This is a genomic window from Sphingomonas sp. BL-S-25 (genome assembly GCF_055521555.1).
Map to the genome: position 1 here is coordinate 1,856,586 of NZ_CM145486.1, position 20,198 is coordinate 1,876,783.

A 20,198-nucleotide genomic window follows, 5' to 3' on the forward strand; every position below is an offset into this window, starting at 1 on the left:
CACGCAACTACGCGCGACGGCGGAATCTCGCGATGAAGAAACCGTCCAGCGCACCCGCGTCGGCAATCATGCCCGGCAGCGTGCGCACCGTGCCGTTTTCCAGCGGGGCAACGCCGGTCGGCAATTCGTCGCCGCGGACCGGATCGACCGCGAACTCGGGATGCGCCGCTAGGAAGGGTGCGAGATGCGCCTCGCCTTCCCTGGGCTCGAGCGAGCAGGTGGCGAAAACCAGTGTCCCGCCCGGACGGACCCAGTCGGCCGCGCGGTCGAGCAGCCGGCCCTGAAGCTCGGCCATCTCCGCGATCAGCGAGGGGCGGACGCGGTGGAGCACGTCGGGATGGCGGCGGAAGATGCCGGTGGCGCTGCACGGCGCGTCGAGCAGGACCGCGTCGGCGGGCGCTTCGGGCGTCCAGTCGAGCAGGTCGGCGGCGATGACCTTTGCCGTCAGCCCGGTGCGCTCGAGATTCTCGTGAAGTCGCGCCAGACGGGTTTCCGACAGGTCGACTGCAGTGACATCCCACCCGGCCGAGGCGAGCTGAAGCGTCTTGCCCCCTGGTGCCGCGCACAGGTCGAGCGCGCGTCCCGTGCCGCGGCCGATGAAGCGCGCCGGCAGCGAGGCGGCGAGATCCTGGACCCAGAACTTGCCCTCGGCGAAACCCGGCAGCTCGGTCACGCCGGTGCCGGCCGGCAGGCGCAGATGATTGGGCAGCAGCGAGACCGCGTCGTCCAGATCGAACGGCTCGCGCAGCGTCAGGTCGAGCGGCGGGGGCGAGGCGATCGCCCGCTCCGCATCCTCGATCCCCTGATCGCCCCAGGCGGCGTGCCAGCGGATCGCGACGGGATCGGGTAGGGTGGGTTGGTCGGGCAGCCCCTTGTTGGCACGGCTCAACGTGCCGAACACCCCGTGCACCAGCTTGCGCGGTCCGCCCTCGACCAGCGGCAGCACGGTCGAGATGGCGGCATGCGGCGGCGTGCCGAGCGCGAACGCCTGGACCAGCGCGATGCGCAGCGCGAATCTTGCCTTGGCGTCGTCGGGAAGGCGCTGGCGCGTGGCGCTGTCGATCATCGCATCGAGATCGGGGAGGCGGCGCAGCGTCTCGGCCGCGATCGCGTGGACGAGCCCGCGGTCATTGGGTGCCAGGCCCTGGGCGGCGCTTTCCAGCACCGACTCCAGCGCCAGGCCACGGCGCAGCACGCCGTCGAGGACGCGCAGCGCGGCGCGGCGTGCGGGAACGCCGGGGGGATCGGCTTGGGGCTTGCGGTTCACTTGACCTCGCATCTTCGAACCCCGATCTGGGGCGCAACGTTCAGGAAGACAACGCCCATGGGCCAGCGACCGCCGCATCTCAAGCCGCCCGAATATCTGACGCCGACCCAGCCGGTGCCCGAACCCGAGCCCTTGCCCGAGGATCGCGGCGAGGATCCGCTGGGCCAGGATCCAACCCGTTTCGGCGACTGGGAGCGAAAAGGGATCGCGATCGACTTCTAGAGCAGGGTGAGCAACTTGCCGACGGTGTTCCAGTTGCGTCCCGTCGCGACCGTCGGAAAGCGCGCCTTGCGCATCGCCTGGTCGAGCTTCGATTCGCGCATCGTCTCCGACCCGAGATAGTCGATATAGAGCTCGCGACCGACCGCCTGCATGCGCTCGGGCCCCTGATGATGATCGACGATCCGCTCGAGCGCCGAAAGCGGAACCGGCTCGCGGTGGAAGATGACCAGCAGGTGGCTGGGATGGTCGGCCGCTTCCTCGACGAACGGGTTGGCGGCGATTGCCGCCTCGATCCCGGCGCGGTCGCGCAGCATCACGTCAGTCCTGAGTCCATAAGCGGCTAGCGCCGCTTCGAGTCGGTCGACGATCGCATCCTCGGCCTCCTCGGTGGTGAAGAGGACGTTGCCCGACGCCAGCAGCGTGCGGACATCGCCATAGCCCAGCGTCTCGACGATCGCCTTCAGGTCGGCGGAGGGCAGCTTGCGCCCATTGAGGTTGACGCCCCGCAGCAGCGCGGCCCAGCGCGTCACTGCACTTCTTCGCGCAAGGGGCGGCTCAGCAGCGCCTCGACCACCGCAGCGATCGGAGTGCCGTCGAGCAGCGCGCAGACCGCCTGGGTCACCGGCATCTCGATCCCGGCGTCGGCCGCCGCCTCGGCCAGGACCGGCGCGGTGAAGGCGCCCTCAGCGACGGTGCGGCGGTCCGACAGCAACTCCGCGGCGCTCTTGCCCTGGCCCAGGCCGACGCCGAGCGAGAAGTTGCGCGAATTGGTCGAGGAGCAGGTCAGCACCAGATCGCCGAGCCCGGACAGGCCGCCCAGTGTTTCCGCACGCGAACCGCGGGCCAGGCCGAAGCGAGTCATCTCGGCAAAACCGCGCGCGATCAGCGCGGCGCGGGCGTTGAGCCCCAGCCCGGCGCCCTCGACCACGCCGCAGGCAATGGCGAGCACATTCTTCACCGCGCCACCGATCTCGGCACCGATGACGTCGGCCGAGCCATAGGTGCGGAAGGCCGGACCCGCGAGCCGATCGGCCAGCCGGGCGCGCAACGCGTCATCCTCGCAGGCCAGCGTGACGGCGGTCGGCAGCCCCTTGGCGACTTCATGGGCAAAGGTCGGTCCGGACAGCACCGCGATCGGCGCGTCGGGTTGCACCTGATGCGCGACCTCGCCGACCAGCAGCTTGCTGCCCGCCTCGATCCCCTTGGCGCACAGCACCAGCGGGATGCCGGTCGGACCCAGTTGCGACAGGACCGAGCGGACATGCTGCGCCGGGGCGACGACCAGCAGCGCATCGGCGTCGCGCAGCTCCGCCAGGTCGCCGGTCGCGCGAATGCTCGGGGACAGCGCGATGCCCGGCAGGAACAGGCTGTTCTCGTGCGCGGTGTTGATGCTCTCGACCACCTCGGGCTCGCGCGCCCACAGCGTCACGGCCGCATCGCCGCGCGCCGCCACCTGCGCCAGCGCGGTGCCCCAGGCGCCGCCTCCGATCACCGCGATCCTCATGCCTTCACTCCTGCCCCGCGAACCTTTTCCGCATCGGGATCGAGCGGCCACCGCGCGCGCGCCGGCGTGTCGAGCGGATCGCTGAACCCGGCGGCGAAGCGCTCGGCGCCGGCCCAGGCGATCATCGCCGCATTATCGGTGCACAGCCACAAGGGCGGGGCGACGAAGCGCAGCCCGTGCTGTGCCGCGACCTGTTCGAGTGCACCGCGCACCGCGCGATTTGCGGCAACGCCGCCGGCGACGACCAGCGCGGTCGCCTCGACGCCGCGCAGCGCGCGGGTGGTGCGATCGACCAGACAGTCGACCACGGCCTGCTGGAACGAGGCGGCGACATCGGCCGCGGGATGATGGGGTGCCGCCCGCGCAACCGCTGCCTTCAGTCCGGCGAACGAGAAATGCGGCTCGGCCGATCCTTTCAGCGGGCGGGGCAGGGGAACGGCCTTGGGATCTCCGGCCTCCGCCGCCTTCTCCACCGCCGGGCCGCCGGGAAAGCCCAGGCCGAGCAGCTTGGCGGTCTTGTCGAACGCTTCGCCCGCGGCATCGTCGATCGTCGTTGCCAGCCGGCGATAGCGGCCCGCACCCTCGACCAGCAGCAGCTGGCAATGGCCGCCGGATACGAGCAGCAGCAGATAGGGGAAGGCAAGATCCGGATCGGTCAGCCGCGGCGACAGCGCATGGCCTTCGAGATGGTTGACCGCGATCAGCGGCTTGCCCGCCGCCAGCGCCAGCGCCTTGCCGGTGACAAGCCCGACCATCACCCCGCCGATCAGCCCGGGGCCCGCGGTCGCGGCGATCGCGTCGACCTGGTCGAGCCGCACGCCACCTTCGGCCAGCGCCTGCTCGATCAGCGGCCCCAGCGCCTCGATATGCGCGCGCGCCGCAATCTCCGGCACCACCCCGCCATAGGGGCGATGCGCCGCATCCTGCCGCGCAAGGCAGTGCGCGACGATCTGCCGGTCGCTGGTGACGAGCGAGGCTGCGGTCTCGTCGCAGCTCGATTCAAGGCCAAGGATCAACGCCATCGCTTCCATCTAGGGCGATGCATCGCTAGCACAACCCGCCATGCCTTCCTTCCGACTTGGTACGCGGGGTTCCCCGCTCGCACTCGCTCAGGCGCACATGGTTCGCGACGCGCTGGTCGCCGCCCATGGCTGGGACATCGACGATGTCGAGATCGTCACCGTCAAGACCACGGGCGACCGGGTCCAGGACCGCGCGCTTGCCGAGATCGGCGGCAAGGCGCTGTGGACCAAGGAGCTCGACCGGGCGCTGCTCGACTGCGAGATCGACTGCGCGGTCCATTCGATGAAGGATGTCGAGACGGTCCGGCCGGACAGCATCGCCATCGCTGCGGTGCTGCCGCGTGCCGATGTGCGCGACCGGCTGATCGGCGCCGAGTCGATCGAGGCGTTGCGCGAGGGCGCGGTCCTGGGCACCAGTTCGCCGCGCCGCGCTGCGCAGATGAAGCGCCTGCGCCCCGATCTCGAAATCGTGCTGTTCCGTGGCAATATCGACACGCGCCTGACCAAGCTGGCGGCGGGCGAGGCCGACGCGACATTGCTGGCCGCCGCCGGGCTGGAGCGGCTGGAGCGTCCCGATATCGGCGTCGCCATCCCGATCGAGCTGCTGCTGCCCGCCCCAGCCCAGGGGATCGTGGGGATCGAGGCGCGGGCGAACGATCATGACGTCATGACGCTGCTGGCCGCGATCGATGATGTGCAAACGCATGCCTGCCTGCGGGCGGAGCGCGGCCTGCTCGCCACGCTGCAGGCCGACTGTCATTCTCCGGTCGGCGCGCTGGCGACGCTCGAAGGTGCGATCCTGACGCTCAGCGCCGAGCTGCTGTCCGAGGACGGCGCCTATCATGTCCATGCCCAGCAGGCCGGCGCACCCGACGATCCTGAGCTCCCCCGCGCTGTGGCGCTCGACCTGCTGGATCGCGCGCCCGAGCCCGTCCGCCGGCTGTTCGCGGCATGAGCCGCCCGATCGCGGTGCTGCGCCCCGAACCGGGCAACCGGGTGACCGCGATCGCGATCGAGGCGCAGGGCCATCGCACGATCCGCCTGCCGCTGTTCGAGACGCGGCCGGTCGCGTGGGCGGCACCCGATGCGACCGGCTATGACGCGCTGATCGTCACCAGCGCCAACGCCTTTCGCCACGGCGGGACCGGGCTCGTCCGGCTGCTCGACCTGCCGGTCTGGGCGGTCGGCGCCGCCACTGCCGAGGCGGCGCGGCGCAATGGCTTTACCGTCGCGGGAACCGGGGACGCCGGATCGGCGAAGCTGCTCGCCATGGCCGAGGCGGCGGGCGTGCGCCGCGCGCTGCACCTGGCGGGACGCGAGCGGACGGTCGAGCCCGGCGGCATCGTCGCCGATATCCTCACCGTCTATGCCAGCGAGCCGCGCGAGATCGCGCCCGAGGCGGCGGCACAGCTCGACGGTGCGATCCTGCTCGTCCAGTCGGCGCGTGCGGGGGAGCGGGTGCGCACGCTGGTCGGCGACAAGGCGCATACCGTGCTGGTCGCGGTCAGCGACGGCGCCGCGGATGCCGCGGGCACCGGCTGGCAGCAGGTCGTGATACCCGGCGGGGTGACCGGCACCGCGCTGGTCGATGCCGCGATCGCGCTCGCCGATTGACCCTGCGGATGCGCACGAGGATAAGGCGGGCATGAATTCCGACGAGCCACTTGCGCTGGAGCCGGTCCGCGGGCCGAGCCCGCTGGTGCGAACCCTCCTGGTCGCGGTGATCGCGTTCGTTGCCGGCGTTGCGGGGATGGCCGCCTTCAACTGGTGGACCCATTCGGGTACGACCACGCCGGCGCAGCCCGCGCCGACCCCTACGGTGGTGCAGGAACAGCCGGCGCCGGTGCGTGCCCTGCCGCCCGGTACCGACGTCGCCACGCTCGCCGCGCGCGAACAGGCGCTGGCCGCCAGACTCGACCTGCTTGACCTGCGGCTGCGCGATACCGAAGGCAGCGCGCGCACTGCCTCCAGCTATGCCAGCCAGGCCGAGCGGCTGCTGATCGCCTTCGCCGCGCGCCGTGCGATCGAGCGCGGCCAGGCGCTGGGCCCGCTCGAGGCGCAGCTGCGCCGTCGCTTCGGCGAGGCGCATGGCGAGGCGGTGAGCACGGTGATCCAGTCGGCTGCCCAGCCGGTGCTGCTTCAGGACCTTCGCGTCGCGCTGGAAACGATCGCGCCGCGGCTGCTGGTCGCGCCCGATGCGGGTCCCTGGACCCGGTTCCGCGCGATGATCGGCGACCTGGTGGTGCTGCGCCGCGTCGATACGCCCGATCCGCGTGCCTCCGCCCGGCTCCGCGAGGCGCAGCGGCTGCTCGCCGCCGGCAATGTCGAGGCGGCACTTGCCGAAGTCGCGCGGATGCCCGGCGCGGCCGATGCCGAGAATTGGGTGAACAATGCCAAGCGCTACATCGCTGCCCGTTCGGCGCTGAACGAGATCGAGCAGGCGGCGATGGACACCCCACCGGCGGTCAACCGCCAGACTTCATAATAAAACCAAAACAGACAGGACGCAGGAAACACCATGGCAGAGATGGGCCGGTTCGACTGGCAGGATCCGTTCGCGCTCGACGCGCAGCTGACCGACGAAGAGCGGATGGTGCGCGACGCCGCGCGCGACTACGCACAGGGCGAATTGCTGCCCCGCGTGACGAGCGCCTATCTCGAGGAGCGCTTCGACCGCGAGATCATGAGCGAGATGGGCGCCCTCGGCCTGCTCGGCGCGACCATCCCCGAAACCTATGGCGGCGCCGGCCTGGGCTATGTCGCCTACGGCCTGGTCGCGCGTGAGGTCGAGCGGGTCGATTCGGGCTATCGCTCGGCCATGTCGGTCCAGTCGAGCCTCGTGATGCACCCGATCAACGCCTATGGCACCGAGGAGCAGAAGCGGAAATACCTGCCGAAGCTCGCGACCGGCGAATGGGTCGGCTGTTTCGGCCTGACCGAGCCCGATGCCGGCTCCGACCCCGGCGGCATGCGCACGCGCGCCGAGAAGATCGATGGCGGCTATCGCCTGACCGGCACCAAGATGTGGATCACCAACTCGCCGATCGCGGACGTGATGGTGGTGTGGGCCAAGTCGGACGCGCATGGCGGCGGGATCAAGGGCTTCGTGCTCGAACGCGGCATGAAGGGGCTGAGCACGCCCAAGATCGAGGGCAAGCTGAGCCTGCGTGCCTCGGTCACCGGCGAAATCGTGATGGACGGGGTCGAAGTGGGCGAAGATGCGCTGCTCCCCGACATCCAGGGGCTCAAGGGCCCGTTCGGCTGTCTCAACCGCGCCCGCTACGGCATTGCCTGGGGCGCGATGGGCGCGGCCGAGGCCTGTATGGAGGCCTCGCGCCAGTACACGCTCGACCGCGCGCAGTTCGGCCGGCCGCTTGCGTCGAACCAGCTCGTCCAGCTCAAGCTCGCCAACATGCAGACCGAGATCGCACTGGGCCTTCAGGCAGCGCTACGCGCGGGCCGCATGTTCGACGACGGCACGCTGGCGCCCGAGGCGATCAGCATCATCAAGCGCAACAATTGCGGCAAGGCGCTCGATATCGCCCGCGTCGCGCGCGACATGCATGGCGGCAACGGCATCTCGGCCGAATTCCACGTGATCCGTCACGCCATCAACCTCGAAACGGTCAACACCTATGAGGGCACGCATGACGTCCATGCGCTGATCCTGGGCCGCGCCATCACCGGCATCGCCGCCTTCTGATGGACCTTCAGCCGACCCTAGTCGGCGATCTGCTGATCCTCCGACCGACCGTGCCGGAGGATTGGGCGCCACTGTTCGCGGTGGCGAGCGATCCGCTGATCTGGGAGATCCATCCGGCGCATGACCGGTGGCAGGAACCCGTCTTCCGCGTCTATTTCGATCAGGCGCTTGCCTCGGGCGGCGCCCTCACGATTGTCGACAAGGCAAGCGGCGTGGTGATCGGCGCCAGCCGCTATTATAATCCCGCACCCGAGCGCGGCGAGATCGAGCTCGGCTACACCTTTCTGGCGCGCAGCCACTGGGGCGGGCGCTACAACGCGGAGGCCAAGCGGCTGATGCTTGCGCATATCCATCGCTGGTTCGAAACTGCGGTGTTCGTCGTCGGCGAGGGCAATCTGCGCTCGCAACGCGCGATGGAGAAGATCGGCGGCGTCCGCCGCGCCGAGACCCGCTTCGTCGATTACGGCGCCGGTCCAGCGCGCCAGATCGTCTACGAGATCCGCCGCGAGAGCCCGGCCGCGTAGGATTTTTCCTACGGCACCAGGATCGTGTCGACCGCCTCGGGCAGCGTCTCGGGATAGTCGATCGTATAGTGCAGCCCGCGGCTTTCCCTGCGGTGCAGCGCCGATCGCACGATCAGATTGGCCGATTCGAGCAGGTTGCGCAGCTCGATTAGGTCGGGCGTCACCCGGAAATGGCCGTAATAGTCGGCGACTTCCTCGCCCAGCATCTTGATCCGGTGCGCGGCGCGCTCCAGCCGCTTGGTCGAGCGGACGATGCCGACATAATTCCACATGAACCGGCGGATCTCGGTCCAGTTCTGCTTGATCACCACCTCCTCGTCCGAGTCGGTCACGCGGCTTTCGTCCCAGGGCCGAATTGCGGGCGGGGGCTTCAGCGCGTCCCAGTTGGCGGTGATGTGGTTCGCTGCGGCCTCGCCGAAGACGAAGCATTCGAGCAGCGAGTTGCTGGCCAGCCGGTTCGCGCCGTGCAGCCCCGACTGGGTGCATTCGCCCGCGGCATAGAGGCCGGGCAGGTCGGTCCGCCCGTCGCGGTCGATGACGATCCCGCCACAGGTATAATGCTGTGCCGGAACCACGGGGATCGGATCGTGGGTCATGTCGATGCCCAGCCCGATCAGCTTGTCGTAGATGTTCGGGAAATGCCCCTTCACGAACTCGGCCGGCTTGTGGCTGATGTCGAGATGGACATAGTCCAGGCCCAGGCGCTTGATCTCGTGGTCGATCGCGCGGGCGACGATGTCGCGCGGCGCCAGCTCCTCGCGCGGATCGAATTCGGGCATGAAGCGGTGGCCGGTGCCAGGGATCTTGAGATGCCCGCCTTCGCCGCGCACCGCCTCGGTGATCAGGAAATTCTTGACCTCCAGATTGTACAGGCAGGTCGGGTGGAACTGCATGAATTCCATGTTGGAGATGCGGCAGCCCGCGCGCCACGCCATCGCGATGCCGTCACCCGTCGCCCCGCGCGGCGCGGTCGAGAACAGATAGGTGCGCCCCGCGCCGCCAGTCGCCAGCACCGTCGCCCGCGCGGTGAACAATTCGACCCGGTTGGTCGCGCGGTTGAAGGCATAGACGCCCCAGACATTGCCTGCGCCCGAATAGCGCGTCTCGTGCCGGCTGGTCGCCAGGTCGATCACGACCATGTCGGGCACCAGCGTGATGTTCGGATTCTCGCGCGCCGCCTTCAGCAGCGCTTCCTGCACCGCCCAGCCGGTCGCATCGTCGACGTGGACGATGCGGCGATGGCTGTGCCCGCCCTCGCGCGTCAGGTGCAGCGTGTCGCCATCCTGGTTGAACGGCACGCCCAGCTTGCCCAGCCGCTCGATCGCCGCCGGCGCATTCTCCACCACGAACTCGACGACGCCGCGATCGTTCAGCCCGGCACCGGCGATCATCGTGTCGTCGATATGGCTCTCGAACGTGTCGCCCGGCTCCAGCACCGCTGCCACGCCGCCTTGCGCCCAGGCGGTCGCGCCTTCGTTCAGCGCTCCCTTGGCGAGGACGGTCACCCTGTACCGGCTGGCCAGGTTCAGCGCCGCCGTCAGCCCGGCCGCGCCCGATCCGATGATCAGGATGTCGGCGCTATGCGGGTCAGCCATTCGCGGCGCGCGTCAGATTGAGGAACACGTCTTCCAGATCGGCCTCGCGCGTCGACACGTCGACGATGCCGAACCCGCCCTGCTGGACCGCCGCCAGCACCTGGCCGGCATTTGCCTCGTCCTTGCGATAGGTGATGACCAGCGTGCGGTCGGCCTTCACCTCGATCTTCTGGAAGCAGACCGCATCGGGTGCCGCGGCGATGTCGCGGTCGACGGTGACCTCGACCACCTTTTCCTGCGCCATGCCGACCAGCTCGCGCGTCGGCTTGTTCGCGATCAGCGTGCCGTGGTTGATGATCGCGATCCGGTCGCACAGCTCCTCGGCTTCCTCGAGGTAATGGGTAGTCAGCACCACCGTCACCCCGCCGCGGTTGAGCTCGCGGACATAGGCCCAGAGCTGCTGGCGCAATTCGACGTCGACGCCCGCGGTCGGCTCGTCCAGCACCAGCACCGGCGGCGAATGGACCATCGCCTTGGCCACCATCAGCCGGCGCTTCATCCCGCCCGACAGCGTGCGGGCATAGGCATTGGCCTTGTCCTCAAGATGGACCGCGCGCAGCAGCTCCATCGATCGGCGCTTGCCCTTGGGCACGCCGTACAGCCCGGCCTGGATCTCCAGCGTCTCGAGCGGGCTGAAGAATGGATCGAACAGGATCTCCTGGTTGACGATGCCGATGCTCGCCTTGGCGTTGCGGGGATGGTCGTCGATGTCGAACCCCCAGATCGACGCGCGGCCGTCGGTCTTGTTGACCAGTCCCGCCAGGATGTTGATCAGCGTCGACTTGCCCGCGCCATTGGGACCCAGCAGTCCGAATACCGACCCCTGCGGCACATCGAAGCTGACGCCGTCCAGTGCCCGCTTGCCGCCCTGATAGGTCTTGCACAGACCTTCGATCCTAATCGCCGCATTCGTCATGTCACGCGCATAGGACCGGCGGGACATGATTGCGAGCCGCATTTGGCTTTGCTAGGCGCAGGACATGATCGCACCGCCCGAAGTCTCCCGAGTCACCACCACCCGTGTCGCTTGCGACGGCGCAACCGACATTCCGGGCGGCGCGGCACTCGGCCACCCGCGCGTGTTCCTCCAGATCGACGAGCATGGCTATGTCGATTGCGGCTATTGCGACCGGCGCTTCATCCTGATCGGCGGACCCGCCGACGGGGTCGATCCGTCGCTGCTTCCCGACATCGCGTCTGGCGCCAGCCCGCAGTGAGCCTATATCGGAGGGCATGAGCCTTCCGACCGATCCGCGCGGTTTCATCTACCGCGACACGCTCGACCCAGAAACCGCCGCCCGGCTGACCGCCGAGGCACTCGGCAATGCCGAGGATGGCGAACTGTATCTCCAGTATCGCAAGACCGAGGCATTCGGCTTCGACGACGGTCGGCTGAAGACCGCCAGCTACGATACCCAGTCGGGGTTCGGCCTGCGCGCCGTGTCGGGCGAAACCACCGCCTTCGCCCATGCCAACGAGATCACGCCCGAGGCGATCCGCCGCGCGGCCGAGACGATGGCGCTGATCGATCCGGCCAAGGGCGCCAAGGCCCCGCCGCCGCGGCTGAACAACCGCCACCTCTATACCGATGCCGACCCGCTCGACCTGGTGCCCTTCGCCGACAAGGTGAATCTGTGCCAGACGATCGACGCCGCCGCCCGCGCCCGCGATCCGCGCGTGGTGCAGGTGTCGGTCAGCCTGACCGGCCAGTGGAGCGTGGTGGAGATCCTCCGCCCCGACGGCTTCATCGCCACCGATGTCCGGCCGCTGGTCCGGCTGAACGTCTCGATCGTCGTCGAATCGAACGGTCGCCGCGAAACCGGCACCTTCGGCACCGGCGGCCGCGCACTCTATGACCGGCTGTTCGAGCCGGCGACCTGGAACCGCGCGATCGACGAGGCGCTGGCGCAGGCGGTCGTGAACCTCGACGCCGAGGATGCGCCGGCGGGCGAGATGACCGTGCTGTGCGGCCCCGGCTGGCCGGGCGTGCTGCTGCACGAGGCGGTCGGCCACGGCCTGGAAGGCGATTTCAACCGCAAGGGCACGAGCGCCTTTTCGGGCCGGATCGGCCAGAGGGTCGCCGCACCCGGTGTGACCGTGGTCGACGACGGATCGATGGGCGAGCGCCGCGGATCGCTTTCGATCGACGATGAGGGCACGCCGACCCAGGAAAATATCCTGATCGAGGACGGCATCCTGAAGGGCTATATCCAGGATCGGCTCAACGCCCGGCTGATGGGCGTCGCGCCGACCGGAAACGGCCGCCGCGAATCCTTCCAGCACGCGCCGATGCCGCGCATGACCAATACCTTCATGACCGGCGGCAACGACGATCCCGCCGAGCTGCTGAGCCGGGTGAAGAAGGGCATCTTCGCCAAGTCCTTCGGCGGCGGCCAGGTCGACATCGTGTCGGGCAAGTTCGTTTTCTCCTGCACCGAGGCCTACCGGATCGAGAACGGCAAGCTGGGCGCGCCGATCAAGGGCGCGACGTTGATCGGCGACGGACCGACCGTGCTCAACAAGGTGACCGGCATCGGCAACGACTTCGCGCTCGACGAGGGCATCGGCATGTGCGGCAAGGGCGGCCAGTCGGTCCCGGCCGGCGTTGGCCAGCCGACCTTGCTGATCGATGGACTGACGGTTGGCGGAACGGCAGCCTGATCAGCAGCCGCTGAACAGCATGTCGATGGCGTTGGATATAGTGAAGTCTTGATCTGCGACCGAGGTCATAGGTCGGCCTAGAGCTGTGACTGGGACCGCGGCTGCGAGATGGGTCAGCATTCGCATCTCTTGCCCTGCAACCTGAAGGATGGGCGTCAGCCTCAAGCTGATCGATGGCGACGCGTCAGTGGGCGCGAGCGGTACCACGAGCCGTGTACTAAGCTGTCTGAGCAAATCGCTCTGGCAATCCACAACGATCGCTCCGTCCGGCAATCGATGCACATCGAATTTCGCCATCAGAACATGCGATATTTGGCGAGGGGCAGGCCATTCGCCTCTACCCACGCGTTGTTCGCCTCGATCGCCTCTTGATGGTCTGCCTGCCAACGGCGCTCGCGCTCAGCTTGGCTGGCATCCCGTAGCGCTGCTTCGCAGACCTGCGACAAGTTCAAGCCGGCCTCGCGCGCCGCAGCCACCACGCCCGTGTCCAATGACATGTTGACCGCCTTGCGCTTGCCAGATGAGACAGAGTCATGTTTCATGCGCAGGAAATATGCGCACATCGTCTGCGCGTCAATTTCGCTGAACCTGTCCGGGAGATTTCCATGACCGACTGGCCCCGCCTCGACTGGTCTGCATGGCGCGATACCGCGATCCATCTCCAGCTGATGACGCAGATCGTCGGCAAGGTCCGCATCGCGCTCACGCCCTGGCTCAACCATGGCTGGCATGTCCCGCTCTATGTCACGCCGCGCGGGCTGGGCAGCTCGCCGATCCCGTCGGGTGCGGGGGCGTTCGAGATCGACTTTGATTTCCAGCGTCACGAGCTGCGCATCGCGTGCATCAGCGGGGAGACGCGCACGCTGCCGCTGGGCGAGGGGACGATCGCCGACTTCCACACCGCGGTGATGCAGGCATTGGGCGATCTGGGCGTCAGCGTGACGATCAAGACGCTGCCCAACGAGATGCCCGATCCGGTCCGCTTTCCCGACGACCATGCCGTCCGGCCCTATGATCGCGCCTCGGTCGAGGCGTTTCATGCCGCGCTGGCGCGGATCGACCATGTGTTCAAGCTGTTCCGTACCGGCTTTCTCGGCAAGTCGAGTCCGGTGCATTTCTTCTGGGGCAGCTTCGATCTGGCGGTCACGCGCTTCTCGGGGCGGCAGGCACCGCGCCACCCGGGCGGTATTCCCGGCCTCCCCGACGATGTAACGCGCGAGGCCTATAGTCATGAGGTGGCGAGCGCCGGCTTCTGGCCCGGCAGCGACGCGTTTCCGCGACCGGCTTTCTACGCCTATGCCTATCCGGCGCCTAAGGGCTATGCCGAGGAGACGATCCCGGCACCGGGCTATTTCGACGGTACGCTCGGCGAGTTCCTGCTGGACTATGACGCGGTGCGGACCGCCGCCGATCCCGAGGCGACTTTGCTCGACTTCCTCCAGGCCACCTATGAGGCGGCTGCCGATCTCGGCCATTGGGACCGCGCGGCGCTCGACTGCGCGCCGGGGATTCCCGGCCGGCCGCGCATCGTCTAGTCCGCGAGGCGAGGGGAGGGATCCATGGCCAAATTCTTCGACGCGCTGGAGGACCAGCATCGCGACTTCATCGCGCGCCAGCCGGTCTTCTTCGTCGCGACCGCGGCCGAGGCTGCCCGGATCAACCTCAGCCCCAAGGGCATGGACAGCTTCCGCGTGCTCGGCGACCGCCGCGTCGCCTGGCTCGACGTCGCGGGATCGGGCAACGAGACGCATGCCCATCTGGTGGCCGACGGGCGGATCACGATCATGTTCTGCGCCTTCGACAATCCCGCGCTGATCCTGCGCCTCTACGGCCGCGGCCGCCCGATCCTCCCCCAGGATGCCGACTGGGCGGCGCTGGCCGCACACTTCACGCTGCTGCCCGGCACGCGCCAGATCTTCGAGATCGAAATCGACTCGGTCCAGGCGTCGTGCGGCTGGGGCGTGCCGCACATGACGCTGGAGCGGGAGCGCGATACGCTCAGCCGCTATCATGCCGGCTCCAGCGACGCCGAGCGGTTCGGCAAATATGCGATCCGGACCCACAGCATCGATGGCCTGCCGGTCCGCAACCCGACCGTGGCCGCCGGCTGATGGCGCTGGTCGAACTCGGCCGTTTCGATTTCCCCGAGGCGCATATCATCGTCGGCCGGCTGGAGGACGAGGGCATCATGGCGTTCGCCTTCGATGCCGGTTCCAGCGTGGTCGAGGGCAGCCTTTCGTTCCTGATCCCGGTCCGGGTGATGGTCGATGACGAGGATCTGGACGCGGCTCGCGCGGTGCTGTCTAAACCTGCCTGATTTTTAAGCAGTCGTTTGCGACTGCACAAATTCTCAACTATCCACCCAGCGGATTGCCGCAGGAATCGCGGGAATCCCGCCTTTTCGCGCTCTGGCACGCCCCTTGCTCAGATGCTCCCCGGGACAACGCGCAAGAGGGGGCGGCATGAAACTGATCATCGCCATCATCAAACCGTTCAAGCTGGACGAGGTTCGCGAGGCGCTCACGGGGGTGGGCATCACCGGCATGACGGTGACCGAGGTCAAGGGGTTCGGGCGGCAGAAGGGCCAGACCGAAATCTACCGCGGCGCCGAATACAGCACCAACATGGTGCCCAAGATCAAGCTGGAGATCGCGTGCGGGGCCGACCTGGTCGACCGCGCGGTGGAGGCCATCCAGGCCGCGGCCAGCACCGGTGCGATCGGCGACGGCAAGATCTTCGTGCTCGACCTCGGTCAGGCCGTGCGGATCCGCACCGGCGAGACCGACGAAACCGCGCTGTGAGAAGGGGGAGCAACATGAAGCACGCTTTGAAGATTGCGGCCGGCACCGGCCTCGCCCTGTTCGCGGCGCTGCCCGCCTGGGCCCAGGATGCCGCTGCGGCGGCACCCGCCGCCACCGTCAACAAGGGCGACGTCGCCTGGATGATGACCTCGACCGTCCTGGTCCTCGCGATGATCCTGCCGGGCCTGGCGCTGTTCTATGGTGGCCTCGCCCGCACCAAGAACATGCTGTCGGTCATGACCCAGGTCGGCGCGGTCGCCTGCCTGGCGATGCTCGTCTGGGTGATGTGGGGCTACACGATGGCGTTCGGCCCCGACTATTCGAGCGGCCTGAGCAACGTCGTCTCCAATTTCGACAAGCTGTTCCTGAAGGGCGTGACCGCCGCGTCGCAGGCCGCGACCTTCACGCCGGGCAACGAAATCCCGGAATATGTCTTCATCAGCTTCCAGATGACCTTCGCTGCGATCACCATCGCGCTGGTGCTGGGATCGGTGGTCGAGCGGATCAAGTTCTCGGCGGTGATGGTCTTCGCGCTGATCTGGCTGACGATCGTCTATTTCCCGATCGCGCACATGGTCTGGGCGGCGAGCGGCTATTTCTTCAAGGAAGGCGCGCTCGATTTCGCCGGCGGCACCGTCGTTCACATCAATGCGGGCGTCTCGGCACTGGTCGCAGCCTTCTTCATCGGCAAGCGCATTGGCTATCCGACCGAGCGCATGGCACCGCACTCGCTGACGCTGACCTTCGTCGGCACCGGCCTGCTGTGGGTGGGCTGGTTCGGCTTCAACGCCGGTTCGGCGCTCGAGGCCAATGGTTCGGCCGCACTGGCGATGATCAACACCTTCGTCGCGACCGCTTCCGCCGCCCTGTTCTGGATGCTCGCCGAGCGTGCAGCCGGGCACAAGGCATCGGCACTGGGCTTCTGCTCGGGCATTATCGCCGGCCTGGTCGCGGTGACCCCGGCGGCGGGCAATTCGGGCCCGTTCGGCGCGATCATCCTCGGCGCGGTCGCCTCGATCGTCTGCTTCCTGTTCGTGACCGTGGTGAAGCCGAAGCTCGGCTATGACGACTCGCTGGATGCCTTCGGCATTCACGGCGTGGGCGGCATCGTCGGCGCGATCGGTACTGCGGTCGTCTATTCGCCCTCGCTCGGTGGCCCCGGCGCCGCCGACTATGTGATGGGCGCGAAGCTGCTGGTGCAGTTCAAGGCCGTCGGCGTCACGATCATCTGGGCGGCCGTCGGCACGAGCATCGCAATCCTGATCGCCAAGGCGGTGACGGGTGGCCGCGTGACCCCCGAAGTCGAGCTGGAAGGCCTCGACCTCGGTGAGCATGGCGAGCGCGCCTATAACCCCTGAGAAGTTTGGGCACCGCATCCGCACCTCTCCAAAAAGGGTGCGGTGCCCTCCCCGGGTTCCTCCTGCGGACATACTGGGCCGGTGACCTCGTCACCGGCCCTTTTTTTGTCAGCTCAGATCCTGGCGGACGAAGTCGGCGCAGCGTTCGCCGATCATGATGCTGGGCGCATTGGTGTTGCCGCCGACCAGCCGCGGCATGATCGAGGCATCGGCGATATACAGGCCGTCGACCCCGCGAACCTTCAGCCGCAGGTCGCACACCGCGCTCGAATCCGACCCCATCCGCGCGGTGCCGACCGGATGATAGACGGTGTCCGCCCGATTGCGGATCAGCTGCTCCAGCGCGGCATCGTCGGTCAGGTCGACCGGATAGCGATCGCGGCCGTTGAAGCCGGTCATCGGCGGCGTCTCCAGGATCCGGTACATTGCGCGCGTCCCGCGCTTCAACGTCTCGACATCGCGCTGGTCGGCCAGGAAGTTCGGATCGATCTGTGGCGCCTCGCGCGGGTCCGGCGAGTTCAGCCGCACCGTGCCGCGGCTATACGGCCTCAGTACACAGGCATGGCAGCTATAGCCATGGCCCTTCACCTTGTTGCGACCATGGTCGTCGACGATCGCGACCAGGAAGTGGAGCTGGACGTCGGGCCGGGCCAGCGCCGGATCGGTCGTGACGAACCCGCCCGCCTCGGCATAGGGGGTCGTCATCGGACCGGTGCGGGTCGCCAGCCACCGGGCGATCCCGCCCAGCGCGCGGAAGGTGCCGCCCAGCGAGCTGCCGAGGAACGGCACGCCCTTCGTCTCGAACGCAGCGACATAGTCGACATGGTCCTGCAGGTCGGCACCGACGCCGGGTGCATCGACCTGCACTGCCACGCCCTGCTCCTGCAGATGGGCGCCGGGCCCGATGCCCGACAGCATCAGCAATTGCGGCGTCTGGAACGCGCCGCCGGCCATCACCACCGCGCGGCGGGCACGGATGATCCGGGTTTCGCCGCCGACCTGATAGGCGACGCCGGACGCCCGCCCTTCCTCGAACACCACCCGCTCGACCAGGGCATCGGTGATGATCCGCAGATTGGGATGCGGACGCCCGTCGCCCAGATAGGCGCGCGCGGCACTCCAGCGCTCGCCCTTGCGCTGGGTCACCTGATAGAGGCCGATCCCGTCCTGCTTCGCGCCGTTGAAGTCGGGATTGATCGGCATCTGCAGCGCCGCCGCCGCCTCGAGAAAGGCATGCGATCCGGGATTGGCCCAGTCCTGGTCGCTGACCCAGAGCGGCCCGCTGTCACCGTGATAGGCATCGGCGCCGCGGACATTATGTTCGCACCGCTTGAATACGGGCAGGACCTCGTCCCAGCCCCAGCCGGTACAGCCCAGGTCGCGCCACTCGTCATAGTCCTGGGCATGGCCACGCAGGTAGAGCATGGCGTTGATCGCGCTCGACCCGCCCATGCCGCGCCCGCGCGGCTGGTACCCGCGCCGACCGTTGAGCCCGGGCTGCGGCACCGTCTCGAACCGCCAATTGGTCCGCTCCGCCTGGAACGGCATCATGCCGGGCATGATCGTCTTCAGGCCGGTGTTGCGCCCGCCTGCCTCCAGCACCGTCACCTGGTATTTGCTGTCCTCGCTCAGCCGACCCGCCGCAGCGCTGCCGCCCGACCCGCATCCGATCACGACGATATCGGCCTCGTCCGCCGCGCGCGCCTGCTCCCCCATAATCCCCTCCTCCATTATTCGGGTCCGCCGGGTCGCAAGGCTATTTGGCTTGCGCGATTCCCGGGACGTCCCGCATTTCAGACTGTTGTACGGTCGTATAATTCAGCTGCCGGCGCGCTTCCCAGCGTGCCCTGATCGTCTCGCTGGTGTCGCGGCTGTTGTCGTGGCTCCAGCCGGGCGGGCGGGCGATATAGTTCCACCTCGCGCGCAGGTCGGGCGCCTGCCACACGTCCTTCGCCATGCCGACCCATTCGTGGAAGGCGGCCCAGAGCAGGTTGAAGCTGCCGAGATCCTTGACGATACCATAACGCGGACGGTCGTCGTCGCGCTCGGGCACGAAGGTGCCGAACATCCTGTCCCACACGATGAACACCCCGGCATAGTTGCGGTCGAGATAGCGCGGATTGGTCGCGTGATGGACGCGGTGATGCGACGGCGTGTTCATCACTGCCTCGAACCAAGCCGGCATGCGGCCGATCACCTCGGTGTGGATCCAGAACTGATAGATCAGGTTCAGTCCGCCGACGAAGAGCACCATCTCCCGCGGGAAACCGATCAGGAACAGCGGGATGCGGAAGATGAAACCGAGCGAGATGAAGCCGGTCCAGGTCTGCCGCAGCGCGGTCGCCAGATTATAATGCTGGCTGGAATGATGGATGACATGGCTGGCCCAGAACCAGCGGACGCGGTGGGCCGAGCGGTGGAAGACATAATAGGCCAGGTCGTCGATGACGAAGCACAAAGCGAACCAGTACCAGGCCCAGCCGATGTCGAAGAGGCGGAACTGGTAGAGCCAGACCGCCATCGCATAGACGATCCAGCCGGTGAGCAGCCCCGCGACGGTGCTGCCGGTGCCCAGCGCCAGCGAGGTCAGCGTGTCGCGTGGACAGTAACGCCTCCGGTCCCGCGCCCAGGCGACCAGCATCTCGGCCAGCACCAGCGCCACGAAGACGGGGATCGCCAAGGTGACCGGATCGGGCAGCTCCATCCGCTTATCTTGACACTGATGTAAGTAACTCGCAACCGCGCTCAGAGGTCGCGAATACCGCGCAGCAGGACTGTGCCGAACAGGCGTTCGCCGGTGGCGATGCGCAGACCTTCGGCGCCCTCGATTGTCTGGATCGGCTTGGCAAGCCTGCGTCCGGCGATCCGCGCGCCGTGCACCTTTAGCAGCACGACGCTGCCGTCGCGGCCATGGACGATCGCCGCCTGGCCATCGTCTGCAACGACCGCGCGATCGGCCTCGAAGCCGGAGACGATGTCCTCGGCGCTGTGCGCCGCTTCATCGGCATCGGCGATGCTCGCCCCGCCCAGCCGGAGTGCCCATGCGGCACCTGCCAGCATGAACACCGCCCCGACCGAGCCGGCGATCATCGCCAGCGGGCTCATCCCCGCGCGGACAGCGTGTCAAGCAGCGGGCGGATGCCGCTCAGGTCATAGCCCGCGCCCGCCGCCTTGGCGGTCAGCGTGTCGGGGTCGCCACCGACGCTGGCCGAGGCAAGCGCCCACAAATTGCACGAGCGGGTGCCCGAACGGCAATAGGCCAGAACGGGTCCCGACGCGCTCGCCAGTGCTGCCGCCATCGATTCGACCTGCGGCGCGGAAAAGCCGGCATGGGTCACGGGAATCGCGACGTAGCTGAGCCCCGCGGCCTTGGCCGCCGCCTCGATCTCGGCACCCTCGGGCTGGCCGGCTTCCTCGCCATCGGGGCGGTTGTTGACGATCGCGGTGAAGCCTGAAGCGGCCAGATCGGCGACGTCCTCGGGCTGGATCTGGGGCGCGACCGAGATGCTGTCGTCGATGGTGCGGATCATAGGATTTTTCC

25 protein-coding genes are annotated in these 20,198 nt (G+C 68.0%); 13 read left to right on the plus strand and 12 right to left on the minus strand.

Translation table 11 applies throughout. The features are described 5' to 3' along the window. Positions 1–7: 7 nt before the first annotated feature. On the minus strand, positions 8–1,279 hold the full coding sequence (locus ACZ1H8_RS08915; RefSeq protein ID WP_465180954.1) for an RsmB/NOP family class I SAM-dependent RNA methyltransferase: 1,272 nt from the start codon (positions 1,277–1,279) through the stop codon (positions 8–10). A gap of 45 nt (positions 1,280–1,324) precedes the next feature. Here ACZ1H8_RS08915 and ACZ1H8_RS08920 point away from each other — a divergent pair, with 45 nt between their 5' ends. Next, complete coding sequence (locus ACZ1H8_RS08920) at positions 1,325–1,489, plus strand: DUF1674 domain-containing protein (protein WP_465180955.1); 165 nt, start codon at positions 1,325–1,327, stop codon at positions 1,487–1,489. On the opposite strand, the gene ACZ1H8_RS08925 is transcribed toward ACZ1H8_RS08920, so the two are convergent. From ACZ1H8_RS08925 to tsaD, 3 genes are read right to left on the minus strand one after another with little or no spacing between them, the layout of a single operon-like run. Next, positions 1,486–2,019 (minus strand): DUF1697 domain-containing protein, encoded by a 534-nt coding sequence (locus ACZ1H8_RS08925; RefSeq protein WP_465180956.1) that lies wholly within the window; start codon positions 2,017–2,019, stop codon positions 1,486–1,488. The two genes, ACZ1H8_RS08920 and ACZ1H8_RS08925, sit on opposite strands and share 4 nt — an antisense overlap. Next, entirely contained in the window at positions 2,016–2,993 is a 978-nt protein-coding gene (locus tag ACZ1H8_RS08930; protein ID WP_465180957.1) for an NAD(P)H-dependent glycerol-3-phosphate dehydrogenase, read from the minus strand. Before ACZ1H8_RS08930 ends, ACZ1H8_RS08925 begins: the two co-directional genes overlap by 4 nt. Further along, positions 2,990–4,015, minus strand: coding sequence for a tRNA (adenosine(37)-N6)-threonylcarbamoyltransferase complex transferase subunit TsaD (tsaD, locus tag ACZ1H8_RS08935; RefSeq protein WP_465180958.1), 1,026 nt, complete (start codon positions 4,013–4,015; stop codon positions 2,990–2,992). The genes ACZ1H8_RS08930 and tsaD overlap by 4 nt, the downstream gene beginning before the upstream one ends. A 97-nt stretch (positions 4,016–4,112) precedes the next feature. Here tsaD and hemC point away from each other — a divergent pair, with 97 nt between their 5' ends. The 5 genes from hemC to ACZ1H8_RS08960 are packed head-to-tail and all read left to right on the plus strand — an operon-like array spanning position 4,113 to position 8,242. Further along, positions 4,113–4,970, plus strand: coding sequence for a hydroxymethylbilane synthase (gene hemC, locus ACZ1H8_RS08940; protein WP_465180959.1), 858 nt, complete (start codon positions 4,113–4,115; stop codon positions 4,968–4,970). Continuing rightward, the gene (locus tag ACZ1H8_RS08945) at positions 4,967–5,629 is read left to right on the plus strand and encodes a uroporphyrinogen-III synthase (RefSeq protein ID WP_465180960.1); all 663 of its coding nucleotides are present in this window, start codon (positions 4,967–4,969) and stop codon (positions 5,627–5,629) included. The genes hemC and ACZ1H8_RS08945 overlap by 4 nt, the downstream gene beginning before the upstream one ends. Positions 5,630–5,660: 31 nt before the next feature. Then, on the plus strand, positions 5,661–6,500 hold the full coding sequence (locus tag ACZ1H8_RS08950; protein WP_465180961.1) for a hypothetical protein: 840 nt from the start codon (positions 5,661–5,663) through the stop codon (positions 6,498–6,500). 33 nt (positions 6,501–6,533) lie between these two features. Next, positions 6,534–7,718, plus strand: coding sequence for an acyl-CoA dehydrogenase (locus tag ACZ1H8_RS08955; protein ID WP_465180962.1), 1,185 nt, complete (start codon positions 6,534–6,536; stop codon positions 7,716–7,718). After that, positions 7,718–8,242, plus strand: a complete 525-nt coding sequence (locus ACZ1H8_RS08960) for a GNAT family N-acetyltransferase (protein ID WP_465180963.1) — start codon at positions 7,718–7,720, stop codon at positions 8,240–8,242. Before ACZ1H8_RS08955 ends, ACZ1H8_RS08960 begins: the two co-directional genes overlap by 1 nt. Before the next feature lie 8 nt (positions 8,243–8,250). Here ACZ1H8_RS08960 and nadB read toward each other — a convergent pair whose 3' ends face one another. Further along, positions 8,251–9,837, minus strand: coding sequence for an L-aspartate oxidase (gene nadB, locus ACZ1H8_RS08965; RefSeq protein WP_465180964.1), 1,587 nt, complete (start codon positions 9,835–9,837; stop codon positions 8,251–8,253). Then, positions 9,830–10,753 carry an ABC transporter ATP-binding protein gene (locus ACZ1H8_RS08970; RefSeq protein WP_465180965.1) on the minus strand — a complete coding sequence of 308 codons (924 nt, stop codon included), beginning with the start codon at positions 10,751–10,753 and terminating at the stop codon, positions 9,830–9,832. Before ACZ1H8_RS08970 ends, nadB begins: the two co-directional genes overlap by 8 nt. A gap of 64 nt (positions 10,754–10,817) precedes the next feature. On the opposite strand from ACZ1H8_RS08970, the gene ACZ1H8_RS08975 reads away from it, so the two are divergent. Together ACZ1H8_RS08975 and tldD are read left to right on the plus strand one after the other, a co-directional pair. Then, positions 10,818–11,054, plus strand: a complete 237-nt coding sequence (locus ACZ1H8_RS08975; RefSeq protein ID WP_465180966.1) for a zinc-finger domain-containing protein — start codon at positions 10,818–10,820, stop codon at positions 11,052–11,054. A gap of 16 nt (positions 11,055–11,070) precedes the next feature. Further along, positions 11,071–12,498, plus strand: coding sequence for a metalloprotease TldD (gene tldD / locus ACZ1H8_RS08980; protein WP_465180968.1), 1,428 nt, complete (start codon positions 11,071–11,073; stop codon positions 12,496–12,498). Here tldD and ACZ1H8_RS08985 read toward each other — a convergent pair whose 3' ends face one another. Further along, on the minus strand, positions 12,499–12,795 hold the full coding sequence (locus tag ACZ1H8_RS08985; protein WP_465180969.1) for a CcdB family protein: 297 nt from the start codon (positions 12,793–12,795) through the stop codon (positions 12,499–12,501). Continuing rightward, positions 12,795–13,040: a type II toxin-antitoxin system CcdA family antitoxin gene (locus ACZ1H8_RS08990; protein ID WP_465180970.1), complete on the minus strand. Its 246-nt coding sequence runs from the start codon at positions 13,038–13,040 to the stop codon at positions 12,795–12,797. The genes ACZ1H8_RS08985 and ACZ1H8_RS08990 overlap by 1 nt, the downstream gene beginning before the upstream one ends. Positions 13,041–13,103: 63 nt before the next feature. On the opposite strand from ACZ1H8_RS08990, the gene ACZ1H8_RS08995 reads away from it, so the two are divergent. From ACZ1H8_RS08995 to ACZ1H8_RS09015, 5 genes are all read left to right on the plus strand, one after another. After that, positions 13,104–14,033: a DUF5996 family protein gene (locus tag ACZ1H8_RS08995; RefSeq protein WP_465180971.1), complete on the plus strand. Its 930-nt coding sequence runs from the start codon at positions 13,104–13,106 to the stop codon at positions 14,031–14,033. A gap of 24 nt (positions 14,034–14,057) precedes the next feature. Further along, positions 14,058–14,609 carry a pyridoxamine 5'-phosphate oxidase family protein gene (locus tag ACZ1H8_RS09000; protein WP_465180972.1) on the plus strand — a complete coding sequence of 184 codons (552 nt, stop codon included), beginning with the start codon at positions 14,058–14,060 and terminating at the stop codon, positions 14,607–14,609. After that, a complete protein-coding gene (locus ACZ1H8_RS09005) occupies positions 14,609–14,815 on the plus strand; it encodes a putative signal transducing protein (RefSeq protein ID WP_465180973.1) in 207 nt (68 codons plus the stop codon). Before ACZ1H8_RS09000 ends, ACZ1H8_RS09005 begins: the two co-directional genes overlap by 1 nt. 145 nt (positions 14,816–14,960) lie before the next feature. Continuing rightward, complete coding sequence (locus ACZ1H8_RS09010) at positions 14,961–15,299, plus strand: P-II family nitrogen regulator (RefSeq protein ID WP_346247570.1); 339 nt, start codon at positions 14,961–14,963, stop codon at positions 15,297–15,299. Positions 15,300–15,313: 14 nt separating this feature from the next. Then, entirely contained in the window at positions 15,314–16,657 is a 1,344-nt protein-coding gene (locus ACZ1H8_RS09015) for an ammonium transporter (protein WP_465180974.1), read from the plus strand. 108 nt (positions 16,658–16,765) lie between these two features. On the opposite strand, the gene ACZ1H8_RS09020 is transcribed toward ACZ1H8_RS09015, so the two are convergent. From ACZ1H8_RS09020 to ACZ1H8_RS09035, 4 genes are read right to left on the minus strand one after another with little or no spacing between them, the layout of a single operon-like run. After that, positions 16,766–18,373 (minus strand): GMC family oxidoreductase, encoded by a 1,608-nt coding sequence (locus ACZ1H8_RS09020; RefSeq protein WP_465180975.1) that lies wholly within the window; start codon positions 18,371–18,373, stop codon positions 16,766–16,768. Between the two features lie 40 nt (positions 18,374–18,413). Next, on the minus strand, positions 18,414–19,361 hold the full coding sequence (locus ACZ1H8_RS09025; protein ID WP_465180976.1) for a sterol desaturase family protein: 948 nt from the start codon (positions 19,359–19,361) through the stop codon (positions 18,414–18,416). Between the two features lie 41 nt (positions 19,362–19,402). Beyond that, a complete protein-coding gene (locus tag ACZ1H8_RS09030; RefSeq protein WP_465180977.1) occupies positions 19,403–19,762 on the minus strand; it encodes a hypothetical protein in 360 nt (119 codons plus the stop codon). After that, on the minus strand, positions 19,759–20,187 hold the full coding sequence (locus ACZ1H8_RS09035; protein WP_465180978.1) for a protein tyrosine phosphatase family protein: 429 nt from the start codon (positions 20,185–20,187) through the stop codon (positions 19,759–19,761). Before ACZ1H8_RS09035 ends, ACZ1H8_RS09030 begins: the two co-directional genes overlap by 4 nt. Positions 20,188–20,198 lie beyond the last annotated feature (11 nt).

Excerpts from the sequence above, each read along its gene's own strand:
- ACZ1H8_RS08915 (WP_465180954.1), bottom strand. The coding sequence starts at position 1,279 with ATGCGAGGTCAAGTGAACCGCAAGCCCCAAGCCGATCCCCCCGGCGTT.
- ACZ1H8_RS08920 (WP_465180955.1), top strand. The coding sequence starts at position 1,325 with ATGGGCCAGCGACCGCCGCATCTCAAGCCGCCCGAATATCTGACGCCG.
- ACZ1H8_RS08930 (WP_465180957.1), bottom strand. The coding sequence starts at position 2,993 with ATGAGGATCGCGGTGATCGGAGGCGGCGCCTGGGGCACCGCGCTGGCG.
- tsaD (WP_465180958.1), bottom strand. The coding sequence starts at position 4,015 with ATGGCGTTGATCCTTGGCCTTGAATCGAGCTGCGACGAGACCGCAGCC.
- hemC (WP_465180959.1), top strand. The coding sequence starts at position 4,113 with ATGGTTCGCGACGCGCTGGTCGCCGCCCATGGCTGGGACATCGACGAT.
- ACZ1H8_RS08945 (WP_465180960.1), top strand. The coding sequence starts at position 4,967 with ATGAGCCGCCCGATCGCGGTGCTGCGCCCCGAACCGGGCAACCGGGTG.
- ACZ1H8_RS08950 (WP_465180961.1), top strand. The coding sequence starts at position 5,661 with ATGAATTCCGACGAGCCACTTGCGCTGGAGCCGGTCCGCGGGCCGAGC.
- ACZ1H8_RS08955 (WP_465180962.1), top strand. The coding sequence starts at position 6,534 with ATGGCAGAGATGGGCCGGTTCGACTGGCAGGATCCGTTCGCGCTCGAC.
- ACZ1H8_RS08960 (WP_465180963.1), top strand. The coding sequence starts at position 7,718 with ATGGACCTTCAGCCGACCCTAGTCGGCGATCTGCTGATCCTCCGACCG.
- nadB (WP_465180964.1), bottom strand. The coding sequence starts at position 9,837 with ATGGCTGACCCGCATAGCGCCGACATCCTGATCATCGGATCGGGCGCG.
- ACZ1H8_RS08970 (WP_465180965.1), bottom strand. The coding sequence starts at position 10,753 with ATGACGAATGCGGCGATTAGGATCGAAGGTCTGTGCAAGACCTATCAG.
- ACZ1H8_RS08975 (WP_465180966.1), top strand. The coding sequence starts at position 10,818 with ATGATCGCACCGCCCGAAGTCTCCCGAGTCACCACCACCCGTGTCGCT.
- tldD (WP_465180968.1), top strand. The coding sequence starts at position 11,071 with ATGAGCCTTCCGACCGATCCGCGCGGTTTCATCTACCGCGACACGCTC.
- ACZ1H8_RS08985 (WP_465180969.1), bottom strand. The coding sequence starts at position 12,795 with ATGGCGAAATTCGATGTGCATCGATTGCCGGACGGAGCGATCGTTGTG.
- ACZ1H8_RS08990 (WP_465180970.1), bottom strand. The coding sequence starts at position 13,040 with ATGAAACATGACTCTGTCTCATCTGGCAAGCGCAAGGCGGTCAACATG.
- ACZ1H8_RS08995 (WP_465180971.1), top strand. The coding sequence starts at position 13,104 with ATGACCGACTGGCCCCGCCTCGACTGGTCTGCATGGCGCGATACCGCG.
- ACZ1H8_RS09000 (WP_465180972.1), top strand. The coding sequence starts at position 14,058 with ATGGCCAAATTCTTCGACGCGCTGGAGGACCAGCATCGCGACTTCATC.
- ACZ1H8_RS09005 (WP_465180973.1), top strand. The coding sequence starts at position 14,609 with ATGGCGCTGGTCGAACTCGGCCGTTTCGATTTCCCCGAGGCGCATATC.
- ACZ1H8_RS09010 (WP_346247570.1), top strand. The coding sequence starts at position 14,961 with ATGAAACTGATCATCGCCATCATCAAACCGTTCAAGCTGGACGAGGTT.
- ACZ1H8_RS09015 (WP_465180974.1), top strand. The coding sequence starts at position 15,314 with ATGAAGCACGCTTTGAAGATTGCGGCCGGCACCGGCCTCGCCCTGTTC.
- ACZ1H8_RS09020 (WP_465180975.1), bottom strand. The coding sequence starts at position 18,373 with ATGGGGGAGCAGGCGCGCGCGGCGGACGAGGCCGATATCGTCGTGATC.
- ACZ1H8_RS09025 (WP_465180976.1), bottom strand. The coding sequence starts at position 19,361 with ATGGAGCTGCCCGATCCGGTCACCTTGGCGATCCCCGTCTTCGTGGCG.
- ACZ1H8_RS09030 (WP_465180977.1), bottom strand. The coding sequence starts at position 19,762 with ATGAGCCCGCTGGCGATGATCGCCGGCTCGGTCGGGGCGGTGTTCATG.
- ACZ1H8_RS09035 (WP_465180978.1), bottom strand. The coding sequence starts at position 20,187 with ATGATCCGCACCATCGACGACAGCATCTCGGTCGCGCCCCAGATCCAG.